The organism is Streptomyces sp. NTD107, from assembly GCF_059510435.1.
In genome coordinates, this window is record NZ_JCAJZV010000003.1 from 60,876 (window position 1) to 79,797 (window position 18,922).

The following is an 18,922-nucleotide window of genomic DNA, read 5'->3' on the forward strand; positions in this document are numbered from 1 at the left end:
GCGAACTACGGCTCGACGATCGTCTCCTGCGCCGCCGGGGTGTCCCCGGCCAGCAGGGGCGCGTCCGCCGGGACGTTGCGCTTCACCAGGGCCAGCGCGATCGGGCCCAGCTCGTGGTGCCGGGCCGAGGTGGTGACGAAGCCCAGCTGCCGGCCCTCCGCGCCGTCCGCCGCCAGTCGTACCGGGGCGCCGTGCTCGGGGATCTTCACCTCGCTGCCGTCCAGGTGCAGGAACACCAGCCGGCGCGGCGGCCTGCCCAGGTTCTGCACCCGGGCCACCGTCTCCTGGCCCCGGTAGCAGCCCTTGTGCAGATGCACCGCGCTGTCCAGCCAGCCCAGCTCGTGCGGGATCGTCCGGTGATCCGTCTCCCGGCCCAGCCGTGGCCGGTGCCCGGCCACCCGCAGCGCCTCGTACGCCAGCACCCCGGCCGCCGGGCCCGCGTCCGCCGCGAACCGGTCGAGATCGCCGCGCGGTACGAACACATCCCGCCCGTACGGCGTCTCGCGCACCACCCACGGCGCCGGGACCTCGGCGATCGAACCCGCCGGCAGGAACACCACCGCGAACTCATCGGTGCGGTCGGCGACTTCCGCCCGGTAGAAGAACTTCATCGACTCCAGATAGCCGATCAGCGCCGCCCGGCTGCCCGGCTCGGTGTGCAGCCACGTCGTGGAGCCGTCGTCCACCAGATACAGGGCGTGCTCGATGTGCCCCTTCGCGGACAGGATCAGCGCCTCCGTGGCCTGCCCGGCCGGCAGCTCGGACACATGCTGGGTCAGCAGCAGATGCAGCCAGCCCAGCCGGTCCGCGCCGGTGACCGCGATCACCTCGCGGTGCGACAGATCCACGAACCCCTGGCCGCGGTCCAGCGCCCGTTGCTCACGGAAGAGATCACCGTAGTGCGCGGCGACCCCGGCATCGGGGGCGTCCGCCGCGACCGCGCCGGGCAGGGACAGCAAAGGGCTGGCGTACGACATGCCGCCAGCCTACGGCGCGGCGGAACCGTCCGGGCCGTCCGGGGCGTCCGGGCCCGCCGCCCTCCGGGCCGCGCACGGCGCGCAGCGGCCGAAGATCGCGAAGTGCCGCAGATCGGTCTCGAAGCCGAACCCCTCGCGCAGCTGCGCCGCGAACGGCTCGGCCACCTCCAGATCGGCCTCCAGTACGGTGCCGCAGTCCCGGCACATCAGATGCAGATGGTGGTGCCGCTCCGCCAGGTGGTACGTGGGCGCCCCGTGCCCCAGGTGCGCGTGGGAGACCAGACCCAGCTCCTCCAGGAGCTCCAGCGTGCGGTAGACCGTGGAGATGTTGACCCCGCCGGCCGTGCGCCGCACCTCGGTGAGGATGTCCTCGGGGGTGGAGTGCTCCAGTTTGTCCACCGCCTCCAGCACCAGCTGGCGCTGCGGCGTCAGCCGGTATCCACGATCGCGGAGCGAGGTCTGCCAGTCGGTGCTCACCACGAGGCCAGTGTAAGAGGAATCGGCGGGGGCGTAGGGTCGCGCGTTAGCGCCTCCGCACGGAGGCGGGCCGGAGGGGATCGGCGGGCCCCCGTGCGGGGAGGCGGTGACCACCCTGCCGCAGGGCGTGTCAAACCGGCATAAGGCTCATGGTTCTTGGGAGGAATCACCGCGATGGATCTGGGACTGACGGATCGCGTCTATGTCGTCACCGGAGGCAGCAAGGGCCTGGGGTACGCCACGGCCGCCGCGCTGGTCGCGGACGGCGCCAGGGTGGTGCTGGCGTCGCGGGACGCGGCGAACGTGGAGGCGGCGGTGGCGCGGCTGGCCGCGCCGGAGCGGGCCAGTGGGCTGGCCGCCGATCTCGCCGACGCCGACGCCGCCGAGCGGCTGGTCGCGGCGGCGCTGGAGCGGTACGGGCGGCTCGACGGCGCCCTGATCTCGGTCGGCGGCCCGCCCCCCGGCACCGCGGCCTCGGCCACGGACGAGCAGTGGCGTACCGCCTTCGAGTCGGTCTTCCTCGGCTCGGTGCGCGGGGCCCGTACGTTCGCCGGCGCGCTGACCGGTGAGGGCGCGATCGGGCTGGTGCTGTCCACCTCGGTGCGCTCGCCGATCGGCGGCCTGGGCATCTCCAACGGGCTGCGGCCGGGGCTGGCGATGGTCGCCAAGGACATGGCGGACGAGTTCGGGCCGCGCGGGGTGCGGGTCCTCGGGCTGCTGCCGGGCCGGATCGCCACCGACCGGATGACGCAGCTGGACGCGGCGTTCCCGGACGGGCGCGCGGCGGCGCTGGCCGGCATTCCGCTGGGCCGCTACGGCGACCCCGCCGAGTTCGGCCGGGTCGCGGCCTTCGCGCTCTCCCCGGCGGCCTCCTACCTCACCGGATCGGTCATCCCGGTCGACGGCGGCGCCCTGCGCACGCTCTGACCGCACCGGGTCAGAAACGGGGGTCGCGGGTGCCCGCGCAGGTGGGGGTGCGGTGGGTCAGGATGGCGGGGAAGCGGTCCAGGGGCTGTATCTCCTTGGCCGCTTCCGCGCTGATCCAGCCCAGTACGCGGTAGATCATCCGGTGGTCGTGGGCGAGATCGCGGTGGTGTATCGGCTCGTGGTGCATCACCCGGTTGCGCAGCAGCCGCAGCGCGTCGAGTGTGCCGTGCAGTTCGTCGCGGCGCCCCGCGTAGTGCGGGAACGCCTTGCGCAGTGTCGGCACCCACAGCAGCCGGTCGTACTGGCCGCCCTTGCCGCCCTTGCTGAGCAGCGAGACCCAGAAGCCGAAGTTCAGCTCGGCGACCACATGGTCCGGCGGGACGGGCCCGGGGCCGCGCCGCCGGCCCTTGCGGCCGGCCTCGCGGGTGAGCCGGCGTCCGCCGTCGTTCAGCGGTGCGACCTGCCACCAGTCGGGCCGTCCGTACGTGCTCCGCAGTTCCTGGTGCAGTGCGTTGCGTAACGATATCTCCACGCAGTGCAGCGGCCCGTACAGCGCGGCGGACGCTTCGACGTTCCACCAGTACAGGCGCTCGGCCTGCTCCGGGTCACCGTCGGTGGCCCTCAGATAGCCGGCCAGCCGGGGCCGCGAGAACGCCTGTGTCATCCAGGCGGGTGGCCCGGGTGGCCCGGGTGGCCCGGGCGGGTCCTGGGTCATCGCTGTTCAGGTCTCCTGGTCGGGCCCCGCCCCCCGTGGTACGTTCGAGGGGTGAGCCTCGGGTCCGCCTCTGACTGACATGCCGCCCGAGGCAAGGCTTTACCTGTGTGCCCCCGGTGCCGCGCGAGCGGCCGGGGGCATTGGGCTGTCCGGGCCCGGGGCCGGGCCCCGGCCCGAGGGTGTGGTCAGCGGAAGAAGGCGATGCCGTCGTCCGGGAGGTCCTTGAGGTCCTTGGCCCAGGTGCGCGGGTCCACGACCTTCTTCAGATGCGCCGACATGTACGGGCGCAGCGGCACCTCGGGGGTGGCCTTCTCGCCGACCCACATCAGATCGCTGTTGACGTAGCCGTAGAGCCGCTTGCCGGCCGTGTACGGGCCCGCGGAGGCGGTACGCGCGATCGCGTCGGTCGCCAGGTCGATGCGCGGCTTGCCGTCCGCCAGCTCGCCGTACCAGACCTCGGCGGTGCCGTCCTGGCGGATCAGGACCGCCTCGACCTTGCGGTCGCCGGTCACCCGCCAGAAGCCGTGCTCGGACTCCAGCGGGCGGACCTTCTCGCCCTGCTCGTCGAGCTGCCAGGTGTGCGAGGCGTACTCCAGGAAGTCCCGGCCGTCGTGCGAGAAGGTGACTTCCTGGCCGAAGTTGGTGGGCTCCTCGCCGGGGAATTCGGCCACGCCCGCGCCGGTCCAGTCGCCGAGCAGGAAGACCAGCGGGACCAGATCGGGGTGCAGGTCCGAGGGGATCTCGATCATCAGCGCTGGCCCTGGTAGAGCTTCTTCACGACCAGGCCGGTGAACGCCGCGGTACCGACGCCGACCAGAACCATCAGGGTGATGAAGAATGCCTCAAGCACGGGGGCTCCTAGTGCGTCGGCGGGAAAAATACGGTGCTCTGCCGAGTCTAGCTGGCCCCTGGGAGGGGAAGCCGAGTGAGGTAGGCCAGCCGGTCCGGCGGCTTGCTTCGCGGTGTGCCGGGCCCATTGACCGTTTTGTGATCACGTCGGACTGAACGGGTTCGGCGGCTCGTGCGTCTAACGACGTGGAGAGGATGTGATCATGAATTGTCCGAATTGTGGCGGCAATATGCACCAGGGACCCGCGGGCGACTGGGTCTGTGGTAACTGCGGGACGGTGAGCTGACCGACCCTGCCGCTGATCTTGAAAACGACATCGACACCGGAGTCCAAGGAATCCGAACCCCCTGATACCCGAAGACCGCGCCCCCTCCGGCGACAACCGTCAGGGGCGCGGTCTTTGCATGTACCGCCCGTGTCACAGGGCGATGGCGACCTCGGCCAGGGCGCCGCGCTCGGCCAGCACCACGGTACGGTCCGCACTCGCGCCGGGGACCAGCGCGCGTACGGTCCAGGTGCCCTCGGCCGCGAAGAAGCGGAACTGGCCGGTGGCCGACGTCGGCACCTCCGCCGTGAACTCGCCGGTGCCGTCCAGCAGTCGGACGTACCCGCTCACCGGGACCCCGTCACGGGTGACCACCCCCTGGATGGTTGTCTGGCCCGCCGTGGCGGCGGCGTCGGGGCCGCCGGACTTCGCTCCGCACATGTTCTTCGTTCTCCTCTTGTGACCTGTTACTTCGCGGGGCCGGTCTCGACCGGGACGCCCACCAGGGAGCCGTACTCGGTCCACGAGCCGTCGTAGTTCTTGACGTTCTGCTGGCCCAGCAGCTCGTGCAGCACGAACCAGGTGTGCGCGGAGCGCTCACCGATGCGGCAGTACGCGATGGTGTCCTTGGCCAGGTCGACGCCCTCGCCCTCGTACAGCTCCGTCAGTTCCTCGTCGGAACGGAACGTGCCGTCGTCGTTCGCGGACTTCGACCACGGGATGTTGCGGGCGGACGGTACGTGCCCGGCCACCTGCGACTGCTCCTGCGGCAGGTGGGCCGGCGCCAGCAGCTTGCCGCTGAACTCGTCGGGGGAGCGCACGTCCACCAGGTTCTGGGCGCCGATCGCCGCCACGACCTCGTCGCGGAAGGCGCGGATGGACAGGTCCTGCTCCTGCGCCCGGTACTCGGTGGCCTCGCGCACCGGCACCTCGGCCACCAGGTCGCGGGAGTCCAGCTCCCACTTCTTGCGACCGCCGTCCAGCAGCTTGACGTCGCCGTGGCCGTACAGCTTGAAGTACCAGTACGCGTACGCCGCGAACCAGTTGTTGTTGCCGCCGTACAGCACCACGGTGTCGTCGTTGCCGATGCCCTTGGCGGACAGCAGCTTCTCGAAGCCGGCCCGGTCGACGAAGTCGCGCCGCACCGGGTCCTGGAGCTCCTGCTTCCAGTCGATCCGGATGGCGTTCTTGATGTGGTTCTTCTCGTAGGCGGAGGTGTCCTCGTCCACCTCGACGATCACGACGCCGGCGTCGTCGATGTGCTGCTGGACCCAGTCGGCGTCCACCAGGACGTCACTGCGGCTCATGCTCGTTCTCCTTCGGCTGTGGTGAGCAGGGGGGAGTCGTACCGGAAACCGCGACCGGACGCGTACCCGCGCGGCCGGGCGCGCCGGAAGCGCGCCGGGTGCGGCGGTACGGAGGGGGTGCGGGGCGGTACGGGGAAGGCGCGGCTGTCAGCCGGCGCGGCGACAGAGCATGGCGGCGACGCGGCAGAGGTCCACTGCCCGCCGCTTGGTGAGTCCCCCGGTGGGGGTGCCCGCAGCCTGACGCATCATGTCCGTGATCGTACGGATACGGCCCCCGCCCTGTCACGGGGCTTCCGGATGCTGAGACGGTGATGTCCGCTATATGGGCGTACCCGTCGGGTCAGCCGACCAGCCGCAGCTGGTCGCCGCTGACGGCCAGCTCCAGGCCGTCCTGGCCCGGGGTCACCGAGTCGAGGCTGAGTCCGTCGGGCAGCCCGGTGATGGAGCGCTCCACCCCCGCCTGCTCGTCGATCAGCGCCTCCACCTGCTCCTTGACCGGGCCCGGCAGGTCCGGCAGGGCGCTCTTGTCGACATCGACCCGCACCCGGTTCCCGTCCAGGGTGATGTCCCCCGGCACGTCGCCGACATTGATGCGCTGCCCCATGACGGACGCCTGGAGCGTGATCAGCAGCCGCCCGTCCTCGGCCGGCCCGAAGGAGACCCCCAGGCCCGTACTGTCCGAGCCGAGCAGCTCGCCGTACGCGCGGGTCAGCTCCGCGTACGTGATCAGGCCGGAGCCGTCCGCGCGCCGCGCGGTGGCGGTCGAGAAGTTGGAGCCCAGCTTGAGATCGCGCAGCTCGATGTCCAGCTGCTCCACGGTGATGGCGGTGCCGTCCACCTGGGCCGGATAGGAGCTGACCCCGACATCGACCCGGCTGAGGTTCTTGCCGAGGATCTGGGTCAGGAAGGGGAAGCCCGTGATCGAGACGTCCGGGGTCTCGGCCAGGCCCAGCGAGCTCTGGGCCCGGGACGCGACCTCGTCCTCGGCGTAGGACACCGCGAGCCGGTCGGCCACGGTGAAGAGCACGCCGAGGACGACGAGCAGGATCACAGATATTCGCAAGGCGCGCATTGGGACGATTTCCCCCATGAGGTGTCCGGTCTGCCGCGAGCGTAACCCGGGGTTCCGTTTCGCGGCGGCGCGGGCGGCGCCTTGCAGCAGCTCCGTTACAACAACGCCCTGGCCAGCGGGTACACCGCCGGGGCCGCCGCCGTCAGGGGCAGTGCCACCCCGGCGGTGAAGTGCACGAAGCGGGAGGGGAAGTCGTAACTGGCCACCCGCAGCCCGGCCAGCGCGCACGCCCCGGCCGCCGCGCCCAGCGCCGCGCCCTTCCACAGATCGAGGTCCGCCAGCTGCGCGGCGCCCGCCCCGGCCGCGGTGGCCAGCGCGAACGCGAACACCGGCGCCACGAACGCCGCCGTCACCACCCCGCGCGCCAGCGCCGCCACCGCGACCGCCGCCGAGGCCACCACGACCGCCGTGGAGGAGAACTCCACCGCCGCCAGATGCCCGGCCGCCACCACCGTCAGCAGGGTGGAGGCGGCGGTCGCGGTCAGCGAGTCCAGCCGCTCGTCACCGCCGCCGCGGTGCCGCAGCTGAAGCAGCACCACCAGCAGGAACCAGGCGCCCAGTGTGCCGGTCATGGCCGTGATGCCGTGCTCGCGCGAGGTGGCCAGCAGCGCGGCGTCGGCCGCCAGGCCGCCCGCGAACGCCAGCAGGATGCCCTGCCTGGCCGGCCACATCCCGTTCAGCCGGAACCAGCCGGCGGCGGTGACCGCCTGGAGCACGATGACCGGCCCCAGCAGCGCCCACTGCCCGTGCGGGGCGGTGACGGCGAACAGGGCCGCCAGCGCGGCGGTCAGCACGGCCGGCTGAATCCCGGGCGGGATGATCGGCGAGGTGGCCCGGTGCGAGGCGCTTGCCGCGCTCGCGGCGCCGGCGGTACGGGCTTGGGTGGGGTCAGAGATCTCACTCACGGCGCTATTTTCGTACGGATGGACGGGTGCCCGGTGCGGGTCGCTCACTGGGCGCCCCCCGCGAACGGCGGCAGCACCTCGACGGTCCCGCCCTCCGGAAGCTCCACGCTGTCATGGGCGCGCCGTCCCACCTGCTCGCCGTTCACCAGGAAGGAGCAGCGGGTCAGCACCCGCGCGAACTCCGGCCGGGCGGCGTGCCGCGCCAGCGCCCCCGCCAGCGCCCCGGCCAGGGTGGCGGCCTCGTACCTCTCCTCCGCCGTACCGGCCGCGGACTTCGCCGCCGCCCAGTACCGGATGGTGCCGCTCGCCATCAACGTCCTCCTGAGTAGCTGTCGCACCATGATGGCGCCTGCCCGTCCCGCTCCTTAAGACGGCCCCTGCGCCAGATGAACTGTTTCGGTTATGCTGCTCGGCAAGTAAAGGATCCGGGCGATGACGCCATCCCGGGTCCTTTCGTGCTTTCAGGGCAGAGCCGCTCGAATCGTCCGTAGCCCAGCCCAGCCCGCTGCCAGGACCGAGGAAGGAACGCCTCCCGATGAGTTCCCTGCTTCTGCTGACCAACGCCCTCCAGCCGTCCTCGCAAGTACTCCCCGCCCTTGAGCTGCTGCTGCACAACGTACGCGTGGCCCCCGCCGAAGGCCCCGCCCTGGTGGACGCCCCGACCGCCGACGTCATCCTCGTGGACGGCCGCAAGGATCTCCCCCAGGTCCGCTCCCTGTGCCAGCTGCTGCGCTCCACCGGCCCCGGCTGCCCGCTGCTGCTCATCGTCACCGAGGGCGGGCTCGCCGCCGTCACCGCCGACTGGGGCGTGGACGACGTGATGCTGGACACCGCGGGACCGGCCGAGGTCGAGGCCCGGCTGCGGCTGGCCACCGGCCGCCGCCAGCTCACCAGCGACGACAGCCCCATGGAGATCCGCAACGGCGACCTGTCGGTCGACGAGGCCACCTACAGCGCCAAGCTCAAGGGCCGGGTCCTGGACCTCACCTTCAAGGAGTTCGAGCTGCTGAAGTACCTGGCACAGCACCCGGGCCGGGTCTTCACCCGCGCCCAGCTGCTCCAGGAGGTGTGGGGCTACGACTACTTCGGCGGCACCCGCACCGTGGACGTCCATGTGCGGCGGCTGCGCGCCAAGCTCGGCCCCGAGCACGAATCGCTCATCGGCACGGTGCGCAACGTCGGTTACCGCTTCGTCGTCCCGGAGAAGGAGAAGCCGGCCGACGAGCACGCGCGCGCGGTGACCCGCGAGGCCGAGCAGCTCATCAAGGAAGCCGCCCGGCGCGCCTGAGTTGGATCATCTTCCGCCCCTGGGACCTGTGTTCCGGGGGCGGTTGCGCGCGTAGACTGCCCCGGTGGCCAAGGTGACGCGGGACGATGTGGCGCGACTGGCGGGTACGTCGACCGCGGTCGTGAGCTATGTCATCAACAACGGACCGCGCCCCGTCGCGGCCGGTACGCGCGAGCGGGTGCTCGCGGCGATCAAGGAGCTCGGGTACCGCCCGGACCGGGTGGCGCAGGCGATGGCCTCGCAACGCACCGACCTCATAGGACTGATCGTGCCGGACGCCCGGCAGGCGTTCTTCGCGGAGATGGCCCACGCGGTGGAACAGGCCGCGGCCGAGCGGGGAAAGATGGTGCTGGTCGGCAACTCCGACTATCTGGACGAGCGCGAGGTGCACTATCTGCGGGCGTTCCTGGGCATGCGGGTCTCGGGGCTGATCCTCATCAGCTCCGGTCCCAGTGAGCACGCGGCGGCCGAGATCGACGCCTGGGACGCGCGGGTGGTGCTGCTGCACCGGCGGCCCGACGCGATCGACGACGTGACGGTGGTGCTGGACGACATCGGCGGCGCCCAGCGGCTCACCCGGCATCTGCTGGACCACGGGCACCCGTACGTGGCCTGCCTGGGCGGGGTGGCGTCCACCCCGGAGTCCGGCGACCCGGTCACCGACCACGTCACCGGCTGGCGCCGGGCGATGGACGAGGCGGGCCTGTCGACGGAGGGCCGGCTGTTCCAGGCCCCGTACAACCGCTACGACGCCTACCGGGTGGCCCTGGACCTGCTGTCGGGCCCCGACCGCCCGCCCGCGCTGGTGTGCGCCACCGACGACCAGGCGATCGGCGTGCTGCGGGCGGCCCGGGAGCTGCGCATCGAGGTGCCGGCCGAGCTGGCGGTGGCCGGCTTCGACGATGTGAAGGAAGCGGCCCTGACCGACCCGCCGCTGACCACGGTCGGCTCCGACCGGGTGGGCATGGCGCGGGCGGCGGTGGACCTGGCGATCAACGACCAGGACGGCCCGGCGCTGGAGCGGCACCGTCAGTTCGCGTCGACCCTGAAGATCCGCCACTCCTGCGGCTGCGCCCCGGAACCCCCACTGCCGTCACCCTGATGGCCCACGGTCATACGTTCGGGTGAAGTGGGTCGGTGGACCTGGTTCGGGTGCTCCGGGCATGCTGGAGTTGGTGCCGGCAATGTAAGGAGTCCGCTGTGAGTGTGCCTGCCGTTGAACCCCCGTACCTGCGGGGAGAGACCTGGGATGAACTCCTCAGGACCTGGGAAACGATGGATGTTCCCCCGGGCTGGAAGGCGGAGATCATCGAGGGGTCCATCGTCATGTCGCCCGCACCGTCGAAGCCGCACACCTATATCGTCACCAAGCTGCACCGGAGGCTGTTTCCGGTGCTTCCCGATGGTTGGGATGTGTACCAGAACGTCGATGTGAGGATTCCGCTGCGCTCGGGCGTCTTCCAGCCCGACCTGGTGGTGCTGCCGGAAGCCCTGATGCTGGACGGGCAGAAGGAAACCCAGGCGGGAGACGCCGCACTGGTGGTGGAGGTCACCTCGCGAAGCAACGCGAGCACTGATCGTGTTCAGAAGCTCGCCGGGTATGCCCGGGCCGGTGTCCCGCTCTATCTGCTGGTGGATCGCGTAGCGTCGGGAGGGCCCGTGATCATCCTGTTCGGGGAGCCTCAGAAGAGCGTGTACCAGGAGCTGTGGACCGGTAAGTTCGGCGATCCGATCCCCCTGCCCGAGCCGTTCGACTGCTCCCTGGACAGCAGCGACTTCCCCAGCTGAAAACACAGGGGAACTCTGAGGCGGCTCTCAGGCTCTTCTCATCTTGCGGGCGCAGTCTCGGTGCATGAGCGAAAACCAGGGGAATCAGGGGAATCAGCCGTTCTACTCGTACCCTCCGCAGCCCGATCGCGCGCCGGACGGCGCGGCCGACGGTGCGGCTGACGGGGGTGCTTCGCCGGCTGCGCCGGCTTCGCACCGTGGGGGCCGCCGCCGGGCCGGGAGGACCGTCGCTCTGCTGGCCGCCGTGGCCGTCGTCGCGGCCGGGGTGGGGGGCGGGACCGCCGCGCTGCTCGGGGACGCGGTGCCGGTCGCCGCCGGGACCGGCTCCAGTGTCAGCGGCACCAATGTCTCCGTCCACACCGATGGCTCCGTCGCCTCCGTGGCCGCCGCCGTGTCACCGTCCGTCGTGGAGATCTCCACCGGGACCGCCACCGGCTCCGGGGTGATCCTCTCCTCCGACGGGGAGATCCTCACCAACAACCACGTGGTCTCCGGCGCCGACCAGGTGCAGGTCACCTTCAGCGACGGCTCCACCGCCACCGCGACCGTCACCGGCACCGACCCGGACACCGATCTCGCCGTCATCCAGGCCCAGAACGTCTCCGGGCTCACCGCCGCCAAGCTCGGCGACTCCGACGCGGTGGCCGTGGGTGACCAGGTGGTCGCCATCGGCTCACCCGAGGGGCTGTCCGGCACCGTCACCAGCGGAATCGTCTCCGCGCTCAACCGGGACGTCACCGTCAGCACGGGCGACAGCTCCCAGCAACAGCAGCAACAGCAGTGGCCCTTCGAGTTCGGCGGCGGGCGCTACAACGGCGACCTCGGCACCGACACGACCACCACCTACCAGGCGATCCAGACCGACGCCTCCCTCAACCCCGGCAACTCCGGCGGTGCCCTCGTCAACATGAACGGCGAGGTCATCGGCATCAACTCCGCCATGTACAGCGCCTCCGCCGACTCCGGCAGCGCCGGGCTCGGCTTCGCCATCCCCGTCAACACGGTGAAGAGCGTGCTCAGCCAGCTGGAGTCCGGCTCCGGCTCCGGCTCCGGCTCCGGTTCGTCCAACAACGTCTGATGCGAGACTGACGCACATGAGTGATGGTTCGCGGGTGCTGATCGTCGACGACGAGCCGGCCGTACGGGATGCCTTGCAGCGCTCCCTCGCCTTCGAGGGGTACGCGACCGAGACCGCCGTCGACGGCCTGGACGCCCTCGCCACGGCCGAGCGCTATCACCCGGACGCCATCGTCCTGGATGTGCTCATGCCCCGCATGGACGGGCTCACGGCCGCCCGGCGGCTGCGCGCCGCCGGGGACCGGGTGCCCATCTTGATGCTGACCGCCCGCGACACGATCGGCGACCGGGTCAGCGGCCTCGACGCCGGGGCGGACGACTACCTCGTCAAGCCCTTCGAACTCGATGAGCTGCTGGCCCGGCTGCGCGCCCTGCTGCGCCGCAGCGGCTACGGCGGCACCGGCGCCGGCCAGGGCACCGCCGGCGGGGACGGCCACGGCGCCGCCCCCGCCCCGGACGCCGGCCTGCTCACCTTCGGCGAGCTGCGGATGGACCCCACCACCCGGGAGGTACGGCGCGGGGACCGGTCCGTGGAGCTGACCCGTACCGAGTACACCCTGCTGGAACTCTTCCTCACCCACCCCCGCCAGGTCCTCACCCGCGAGCAGATCCTGCACGCCGTATGGGGCTTCGACTACGAGCCGTCGTCCAACTCCCTCGACGTGTACATCATGTATCTGCGCCGCAAGACCGAGGCCGGCGGCGAGCCGCGCCTGGTGCACACGGTGCGCGGCGTCGGATACGTCCTGCGGGACGCCGCATGAGGAACGGCCGGCCGCGCGGCCCGTCGCTGCGCACCCGGCTGGCCCTGCTGACGGCCGCCGCCGTCGCGGTGGCGGTGGCGGCCTGCGCGATCGTGTCGTGGTTCCTGGTGCGCGACCAGCTCATGCGCTCCATCGACGACGCCCTGCGCGACAACCGTGCCAATCCGATAGACATCGCCCAACGGGTGAACACCGGCCAGTGCTACGCGGACGCCGCCGATGTGCCGGCGGGCGTCCCCGTCCCGTTCGACGCCATCATCCAGGTGGTGGTGCCGGACGGCTCCAGCTGCATCATCTCCGGCGCGGCCACCCTCAAGGTCTCGCCGGCCGACACCGCAGTCGCGGCGCGCCGCACCCCCGAGTCCTTCCACAACGCGTCCGGTTCGGACGGGATCACCTATCGGGTACTGACCCGGCCACTGGACGGCACCAACGGCGCCATCTCCGTGGCCCGCCCCCTCAACGAGGTCACCGATCCGCTGCGCTCGCTCGTCGTCGTGCTCTCGCTGGTCGCCGCCGCCGGTGCGGTCACCGCCGCCGGAGCCGGGGTGGTGCTGGCCAGGACCGGGCTGCGGCCGGTGGACCGGCTGACGGCCGCCGCCGAGCATGTGGCCCGTACCGAGGACCTCACCACCCGCATCCCGGTGGCCGGCGACGACGAGATCGCCCGGCTGTCGGCCGCCTTCAACTCCATGACGGCCGCCCTCGCCTCCTCCCGCGAGCTTCAGCAGCAGCTGATCGCCGACGCGGGCCACGAGCTGCGCACCCCGCTGACCTCGCTGCGCACCAACATCGAGCTGCTGGTGCGCAGCGAGCAGACCGGCCGCCCGCTGCCGCCCGAGGACCGGCGGCGGCTGCTGGAGTCGGTGACCGATCAGCTGACCGAGCTGGCCGCGCTCATCGGTGACCTCCAGGAGCTGTCCCGCCCCGAGAAGCCCGCCGGGCAGGGCGGCCGGCTTGAGGTGGTGGGGCTGCACGAGGTGGCGCGCCGGGCGGTGGACCGGGTGCGGCTGCGCGGGCGGGCGCGCGGTCTCGCGATCGACGCGGAGCTGGAGCCGTGGTTCGTCCGGGCCGAGCCGTCCGCGCTGGAGCGGGCGCTGGTCAATCTGCTCGACAACGCGGTGAAGTTCAGCGGCGACGGCGAGGTGGTGGAGGTGTCGCTGCGCGGCGGGCTGCTGCGGATCCGCGACCACGGCCCCGGGATTCCGCCCGATGAGCTGCCGCATGTCTTCGAGCGGTTCTGGCGTTCGCCGGGCGCGCGCGGCCTGCCGGGGTCCGGGCTCGGTCTGTCGATCGTGGCGCGTACGGTGCGCGAGTGCGGCGGCGACATCGCGCTGCGCCCGGCACCGCCCCCGGGCGGCGGTACGGAGGCGGTGCTCCGCCTCCCCGGTGCCCCGACCCCGCCGCCTTCCTCCTTATAGGTCCGGTCCTTATGAGCAGCGGGTGCCGCAGCCGGGGGCGCCCTGTGGGGCGTTCTCCAGCAGCCGCACCGGCCCGGAGCCGCGCTGCCCGCACACGTCGTACGGGTTGGCCAGCGCGCAGCTGTCCAGGGAGAGGCAGCCGCAGCCGATGCAGTCGGTCAGGTCGTCCCTGATCCGGGTGAGCTGCCAGATCCGGGCGTTGAGGTCGGCCTGCCAGAACTCGGAGAGCCTGGCCCAGTCCTCCTTGGTGGGGGTGCGGCCCTCGGGCAGTTCGTGCAGGGCGTCGCGGATCGCGGTCAGGGGCATGCCGACGTTCTGCGAGACCTTGATGAACGCGACCCGGCGCAGCGTGTCGCGGTGGTAGCGGCGCTGGTTGCCGGTGGTGCGGCGGCTGGTGATGAGGCGCTGCTCCTCGTAGAAGCGCAGGGCGGAGGCGGCGACTCCGCTGCGTTCGGCGAGCTGCCCGATGGTGAGTTCTTTGGTGATGGTGGGAGGCACGTACGCCATCGTACGCAATAGCTCAATCTTGATTGAGGTTTGCGTTTCGCCGGTGGCTCCCGGTGGGGAGGACTGTGCCCATGGGGAGACTGCTGGCCATCAGCGATCTGCATGTGGCCTATGAGGAGAATCGCAAGATCACCGAGGAGCTGCGGCCCGAGTCGGACGACGACTGGCTGCTGGTCGCCGGGGACGTGGGGGAGACGTTCTCGGACATCGAGTGGGCGCTGACGCTGCTCGCGTCCCGCTTCGCCCAGGTGGTGTGGACGCCCGGCAACCACGAGCTGTGGACGCCGGCCGCCGACCCCGTACAACTGCGCGGCGAGCGCCGGTACGAGCGGCTGGTGGAGCTGTGCCGGAGCCTGGGGGTGCTCACCCCCGAGGACCCGTACGCCATCTGGCAGGGCGAGCGCGGGCCGGTCGCCGTCGCGCCGCTGTTCCTGCTGTACGACTACACCTTCCGGCCCGCCGGCACCCGGACCGCCGCCGAGGCGCTCGCGGTGGCGGAGGCCGCCGGGGTGGTGTGCACGGACGAGTATCTGCTGCACCCCGACCCGTATCCGAGCCGGCAGGCGTGGTGCCAGGCCCGGCTGGAGTCCACCGAGGAGCGGCTGGCGGCGCTGCCCGACGGGCTGCCGACCGTGCTCATCAACCACCATCCGCTCATCCGGCAGCCCACCCGGGTGCTGCGCTACCCCGAGTTCGCGCTGTGGTGCGGGACGGAGGCGACCGATGACTGGCCGGTACGGTTCCGGGCCGCCGCCGTCGTCTACGGGCATCTGCACATCCCGCGCCGCATCACCCGGGAGGGGGTGCCGCACCACGAGGTGTCGCTGGGCTATCCCCGCGAGTGGCGCCCGCGCGGCGGGACGCCGGGCCGGCCGGTGGTGATCCGCGCGTGAGCGGCCTGATCGGGGAACTGCTGCCGCCGCCGGTGAGCGCGGTCGAGGCGTTCGGGGACCCGGCGCAGCCGCCGGAGCTGTTTCCGGCCGAGGAGGCGGTGGTGGCGCGGGCGGTGGACAAGCGCCGCCGGGAGTTCGCCACGGTGCGCGGCTGCGCCCGTACCGCCCTGGAGCGGATCGGAGGGCCACGGGTGCCGCTGCTGCCGGGGGAGCGCGGGGCGCCGCTGTGGCCGCCGGGGTTCCTGGGCTCGATGACGCACTGCGACGGGTACCGGGCGGCGGCGGTGGCCCGTACCGGCGGGGCGCTGGCCGCGCTCGGCCTGGACGCCGAACCGCACGAGCCGCTGCGCGACCGCGGGGTGCTGGAGCTGGTGTCGCTGCCGCAGGAGCGCGAGTCGCTGGCGAAGCTGGCGGCCGGGCATCCCCGGGTGCGCTGGGAGCGGCTGCTGTTCAGCGCGAAGGAGAGCGTCTACAAGGCGTGGTTCCCGCTGACCGGCCGCTGGCTGGGCTTCGAGGAGGCGCGGGTGGCGTTCGATCCGGACGCCGGGACGTTCACCGCCGAACTGCTGGTGCCCGGGCCGGTGGTGGACGGGGTGACCGTGCCGCGCTTTCACGGGCGGTGGCTGGTACGGGACGGGCTGCTGCTGACGGCGATCGCCGTGCCGCGTCCGCGCCCCGTACCAGCCGATGGGATCGCCGTTACTGGATGACGGTGATCCGGTTGGCCGCCGGTGCCGCCAGCGGGCTCTGGGCCGACGAGTTGGCCAGCAGATAGTCCGCGAGCACCTTCATGTCGTCATTGCCGACGCGCGGCTCGGTGCCCTGCGCCAGGGTCGGGAAGCCGTCGCCGCCGCCCGCCAGGAAGGAGTTGACCGCGATCCGGTAGGTGCGGGACGGGTCGATCGGCTCGCCGTTCAGCCGCACCGAGTCCGCCACGATCCGGTCGGCGCCGGACCGGGTCATGTCCAGGGTGTAGTTGAACCCCTCGGAGGGCTGGAGGATCTTGGGCGCGGCGGCGTTCGGGCCGCTGACCTGCTCACGCAGCACCTGAAGCAGCTGCTCGCCGGTGACGCTCAGCAGGTTGACGGTGTTGGAGAACGGCTGGACGGTGAAGCCCTCGCCGTACGTCACCACGCCGTCGCCCTCCTTGCCCGAGGCGGCGTAGACCAGGTCGGCCCGTACCCCGCCGGGGTTCATCAGGGCGAGATCGGCGGCGCCCTCCAGCTGGACGGCGTGCGCCAGCTGGGCGTCGGCGATCAGGTTGCCGAGCGGGAACTCCAGGGTGCCGGCGCCGCGGCCCTTGATGTCCTCGGAGATGTAGCCGATCGGGGCGTTGGCGACCGGGGCGGCCAGGTCGTTCCAGTCCTTGATGAGCCGGGTGAGGTCGCGGGCCGGCTTCTGGTCGCGGGTGACGACCCGGTTGGTGCCCTCGACGGAGGTGCGCACGATGTCCTTGGTGCGCGGGTCGTACTTCATGTTCAGCTCGGTGAACAGCCGGCCGTTGGAGGCGGCGGAGGTGACCAGGCGGGGGTTGCCGTCCGGGTCGGGGATGGTGCACACGTACGGCTGGTGGGTGTGACCGGTGACCAGCGCGTCGACGTTCGAGTCGATCTGCTGCGCGATCTCCACGATCGGGCCGGAGATGCCGTCGGCGCCCGCGTCACAGTCGGCGTTGTAGGCGGGGTCGGCCGGGTAGCCGCCCTCGTGGATCAGCGCGACGATCGCGTTGACGCCCTTGGACTCCAGCTCGGCGGTGTAGCGGTTGATGGTCTCGGCCTCGTCGAGGAACTCCAGGCCCTCGATGCCGGCCTGGGTGACGATGTTGGCGGTCCCCTCCAGGGTGACGCCGATGAACCCGACCTTGACGCCCTTGACGTTCTGGATGCTGTACGGGGCCAGGATCGGCTTGCCGGTGTTCTCGTCGACCACGTTGGCGGCGAGGTAGGGGAAGTCGGAGCCCTCGAAGGTGCGGCCCTCGGTGTAACAGCCGTCCACCGGGTGGCAGCCGCCGTCCTGGAGGCGCTTGAGCTCCTCCCAGCCCTCGTCGAACTCGTGGTTGCCGACGCCGGCGACGTCCATGCCGAGCTTGTTGAGGGCCTCGATGGTGGGCTCGTCGTGGAAGAGGCCGGACAGCAGCGGGGTGGCGCCGACGAGGTCACCGGCGGCGACGGTCACCGAGCGCTGGTTGCCCTTGCGGGCGTCGCGCAGCGCGGTGGCCAGGTATTCGACTCCGCCGGCCTTGAGCTGCTCGGTGGTGCCGTCCTCGTGGCGGTGGGTGACCTCGCCGTTGGAGCCGTCCGGGGGTTCGAGGGCGCCGTGCAGGTCGTTGATCGCCAGGATCTGGAGGTCGATGGCGGGGCCCTTGCCGTTGCCATTGCCATTGCCATTGCTGGAGCTGTTGGCGGGGCCGTTGCCGTTGCCGTTTCCATTGCCGGTACCGGCCTGGGCGGCCGGTACCCCGATGGCGAGGGCGCCGGCGGCGGCGAGGGTGATCGCCCCCGCCGTCAGTCTGAATCGGCGGGAACGCCGGGTTGCGGAGCTGCGCATCAGCGGAGATTGCCTCTCGTGGAATCAGGGGACAAGCAAGAAGGAGGGGGCGGCGACCGGTTGGGGTCCCGGTTCAGCCGCTTCGGACAAAAGGGGACATATTTCAGGGAGATGACATGACAGTGCGACGGCAGCCTACGGCTACGCGCGTAGCGTGTCAGGGGGCCGCGGGTAACAAGCGGATGAAGGGTTCGGGCGATATGGGCATAGAGTCTTCGTCATGAGTGACGTCATCGTGGTCGATGAGGTGACGGGCCCCCAGCTGCGCGAAGCCGAGCGGCTGATCGACGCGGCAGCCCGTACCGACGGGCAGAGCGCCGTGTCAGAACAGGGCAGGCTGCTGCTGCGCGGCGGCCAACGCACCGGGGTGAAACACCTGCTCATGCGGCACCACGGCCAACTCGTCGGCTACGCCCAACTGGACGGCACCGACCCGGTGGAGGCCCCCTCCGGCGAGCTGGTGGTGCACCCCGACCACCGCGGCCTGCGGCACGGCCGGCTGCTCGGCGAGGCCCTGCTGGACGAGTCGGGGCACCGGCTGCGGCTGTGGGCACACGGCGGCCACCCCGCCGCCCGGCATCTGGCGCAGGTGCTCGGACTGACCCTCTTCCGCGAGCTGCGGCAACTGCGTCGCCCGCTGGGGGGACTGCGCGACGTCGATCCGGTACTCCCCGAAGGGGTGACGGTCCGCGGCTTCGTGCCGGGACAGGACGACGCCGCCTGGCTGGCGCTGAACGCGGCGGCCTTCGCGCACCACCCCGAACAGGGCGGCCTCACCCAGGTGGACCTGGACGCCCGGAAGAAAGAGCCCTGGTTCGACCCATCCGGGTTCTTTCTGGCCGTGCGCGGCGACCGGCTGCTCGGCTTCCACTGGACGAAGGTGCACAGCGCCGAGTCGCTGGGCGAGGTGTACGTCGTCGGGGTCGCCCCGGACGCCCAGAACCTCGGCCTGGGCAAGGCGCTCACCCTGATCGGCCTGCGCTATCTGGCCGCCGACCGGGCACTGCCCACCGCGATGCTGTACGTCGACGCCGACAACACGGCGGCGTTGCGGGTGTACGAGGGCCTGGGCTTCCAGACCCATGAGACCGACCTCATGTACCGCACCGAAACCTGATCCGCATCCCGGCTACCTTCCGGTC

General features: G+C 71.6%; 22 protein-coding genes. 10 read left to right on the forward strand and 12 right to left on the reverse strand.

Annotation, left to right across the window (positions count from 1 at the left end):
* Nucleotides 1–5: 5 nt before the first annotated feature.
* Nucleotides 6–977 (reverse strand): CAF17-like 4Fe-4S cluster assembly/insertion protein YgfZ, encoded by a 972-nt coding sequence (gene ygfZ, locus AC5WRL_RS07770; protein WP_496087603.1) that lies wholly within the window; start codon nucleotides 975–977, stop codon nucleotides 6–8.
* Between the two features lie 9 nt (nucleotides 978–986).
* Entirely contained in the window at nucleotides 987–1,457 is a 471-nt protein-coding gene (locus AC5WRL_RS07775; protein WP_496087604.1) for a Fur family transcriptional regulator, read from the reverse strand.
* 171 nt (nucleotides 1,458–1,628) lie between these two features.
* Between AC5WRL_RS07775 and AC5WRL_RS07780 the strand changes: the two genes are divergently transcribed.
* Nucleotides 1,629–2,381 carry an SDR family oxidoreductase gene (locus tag AC5WRL_RS07780; protein WP_496087605.1) on the forward strand — a complete coding sequence of 251 codons (753 nt, stop codon included), beginning with the start codon at nucleotides 1,629–1,631 and terminating at the stop codon, nucleotides 2,379–2,381.
* Between the two features lie 10 nt (nucleotides 2,382–2,391).
* Here AC5WRL_RS07780 and AC5WRL_RS07785 read toward each other — a convergent pair whose 3' ends face one another.
* The 8 genes from AC5WRL_RS07785 to AC5WRL_RS07820 all read right to left on the reverse strand — a co-directional run bounded on the left by AC5WRL_RS07785 (nucleotide 2,392) and on the right by AC5WRL_RS07820 (nucleotide 7,806).
* The gene (locus AC5WRL_RS07785) at nucleotides 2,392–3,096 is read right to left on the reverse strand and encodes a hypothetical protein (protein ID WP_496087606.1); all 705 of its coding nucleotides are present in this window, start codon (nucleotides 3,094–3,096) and stop codon (nucleotides 2,392–2,394) included.
* A 185-nt stretch (nucleotides 3,097–3,281) separates the two neighbouring features.
* Nucleotides 3,282–3,845 (reverse strand): heme-binding beta-barrel domain-containing protein, encoded by a 564-nt coding sequence (locus tag AC5WRL_RS07790; RefSeq protein WP_496087607.1) that lies wholly within the window; start codon nucleotides 3,843–3,845, stop codon nucleotides 3,282–3,284.
* A gap of 519 nt (nucleotides 3,846–4,364) precedes the next feature.
* A complete protein-coding gene (locus tag AC5WRL_RS07795) occupies nucleotides 4,365–4,652 on the reverse strand; it encodes a DUF1416 domain-containing protein (RefSeq protein ID WP_496087608.1) in 288 nt (95 codons plus the stop codon).
* Nucleotides 4,653–4,678: 26 nt separating this feature from the next.
* The gene (locus AC5WRL_RS07800; protein WP_496087609.1) at nucleotides 4,679–5,518 is read right to left on the reverse strand and encodes a sulfurtransferase; all 840 of its coding nucleotides are present in this window, start codon (nucleotides 5,516–5,518) and stop codon (nucleotides 4,679–4,681) included.
* A gap of 147 nt (nucleotides 5,519–5,665) precedes the next feature.
* Nucleotides 5,666–5,767, reverse strand: coding sequence for a putative leader peptide (locus AC5WRL_RS07805; RefSeq protein WP_496087610.1), 102 nt, complete (start codon nucleotides 5,765–5,767; stop codon nucleotides 5,666–5,668).
* A 91-nt stretch (nucleotides 5,768–5,858) separates the two neighbouring features.
* Nucleotides 5,859–6,581 carry an LmeA family phospholipid-binding protein gene (locus AC5WRL_RS07810; protein WP_496087611.1) on the reverse strand — a complete coding sequence of 241 codons (723 nt, stop codon included), beginning with the start codon at nucleotides 6,579–6,581 and terminating at the stop codon, nucleotides 5,859–5,861.
* 104 nt (nucleotides 6,582–6,685) lie between these two features.
* Complete coding sequence (locus AC5WRL_RS07815; RefSeq protein ID WP_496087612.1) at nucleotides 6,686–7,495, reverse strand: hypothetical protein; 810 nt, start codon at nucleotides 7,493–7,495, stop codon at nucleotides 6,686–6,688.
* 44 nt (nucleotides 7,496–7,539) lie between these two features.
* A complete protein-coding gene (locus tag AC5WRL_RS07820; RefSeq protein ID WP_496087613.1) occupies nucleotides 7,540–7,806 on the reverse strand; it encodes a MoaD/ThiS family protein in 267 nt (88 codons plus the stop codon).
* Nucleotides 7,807–8,030: 224 nt separating this feature from the next.
* Between AC5WRL_RS07820 and AC5WRL_RS07825 the strand changes: the two genes are divergently transcribed.
* The 6 genes from AC5WRL_RS07825 (at nucleotide 8,031) to AC5WRL_RS07850 (ending at nucleotide 13,833) form a co-directional block, all read left to right on the forward strand.
* A complete protein-coding gene (locus AC5WRL_RS07825; RefSeq protein WP_496087614.1) occupies nucleotides 8,031–8,783 on the forward strand; it encodes a response regulator transcription factor in 753 nt (250 codons plus the stop codon).
* 64 nt (nucleotides 8,784–8,847) lie between these two features.
* Complete coding sequence (locus tag AC5WRL_RS07830) at nucleotides 8,848–9,885, forward strand: LacI family DNA-binding transcriptional regulator (RefSeq protein ID WP_496087615.1); 1,038 nt, start codon at nucleotides 8,848–8,850, stop codon at nucleotides 9,883–9,885.
* Between the two features lie 98 nt (nucleotides 9,886–9,983).
* Complete coding sequence (locus tag AC5WRL_RS07835; protein ID WP_496087616.1) at nucleotides 9,984–10,571, forward strand: Uma2 family endonuclease; 588 nt, start codon at nucleotides 9,984–9,986, stop codon at nucleotides 10,569–10,571.
* Nucleotides 10,572–10,635: 64 nt separating this feature from the next.
* Entirely contained in the window at nucleotides 10,636–11,649 is a 1,014-nt protein-coding gene (locus AC5WRL_RS07840) for a S1C family serine protease (RefSeq protein WP_496087617.1), read from the forward strand.
* Between the two features lie 16 nt (nucleotides 11,650–11,665).
* Nucleotides 11,666–12,412 (forward strand): response regulator transcription factor, encoded by a 747-nt coding sequence (locus AC5WRL_RS07845; protein WP_496087618.1) that lies wholly within the window; start codon nucleotides 11,666–11,668, stop codon nucleotides 12,410–12,412.
* Nucleotides 12,409–13,833 carry a HAMP domain-containing sensor histidine kinase gene (locus tag AC5WRL_RS07850; RefSeq protein ID WP_496087619.1) on the forward strand — a complete coding sequence of 475 codons (1,425 nt, stop codon included), beginning with the start codon at nucleotides 12,409–12,411 and terminating at the stop codon, nucleotides 13,831–13,833. Before AC5WRL_RS07845 ends, AC5WRL_RS07850 begins: the two co-directional genes overlap by 4 nt.
* A gap of 9 nt (nucleotides 13,834–13,842) precedes the next feature.
* Here the strand turns inward: AC5WRL_RS07850 and soxR are convergent, their stop codons facing one another.
* Entirely contained in the window at nucleotides 13,843–14,340 is a 498-nt protein-coding gene (gene soxR / locus AC5WRL_RS07855; protein WP_496087620.1) for a redox-sensitive transcriptional activator SoxR, read from the reverse strand.
* Nucleotides 14,341–14,411: 71 nt separating this feature from the next.
* On the opposite strand from soxR, the gene AC5WRL_RS07860 reads away from it, so the two are divergent.
* Both AC5WRL_RS07860 and AC5WRL_RS07865 read left to right on the forward strand, forming a co-directional pair.
* A complete protein-coding gene (locus AC5WRL_RS07860; protein ID WP_496087621.1) occupies nucleotides 14,412–15,233 on the forward strand; it encodes a metallophosphoesterase family protein in 822 nt (273 codons plus the stop codon).
* Nucleotides 15,234–15,238: 5 nt separating this feature from the next.
* Nucleotides 15,239–15,943, forward strand: a complete 705-nt coding sequence (locus tag AC5WRL_RS07865) for a 4'-phosphopantetheinyl transferase family protein (RefSeq protein WP_496087993.1) — start codon at nucleotides 15,239–15,241, stop codon at nucleotides 15,941–15,943.
* Here the strand turns inward: AC5WRL_RS07865 and AC5WRL_RS07870 are convergent.
* Entirely contained in the window at nucleotides 15,933–17,780 is a 1,848-nt protein-coding gene (locus AC5WRL_RS07870; RefSeq protein ID WP_496087622.1) for a bifunctional metallophosphatase/5'-nucleotidase, read from the reverse strand. The two genes, AC5WRL_RS07865 and AC5WRL_RS07870, sit on opposite strands and share 11 nt — an antisense overlap.
* A 220-nt stretch (nucleotides 17,781–18,000) precedes the next feature.
* Here AC5WRL_RS07870 and mshD point away from each other — a divergent pair, with 220 nt between their 5' ends.
* Complete coding sequence (mshD, locus tag AC5WRL_RS07875) at nucleotides 18,001–18,897, forward strand: mycothiol synthase (RefSeq protein WP_496087623.1); 897 nt, start codon at nucleotides 18,001–18,003, stop codon at nucleotides 18,895–18,897.
* The last annotated feature ends 25 nt before the right edge of the window (nucleotides 18,898–18,922 follow it).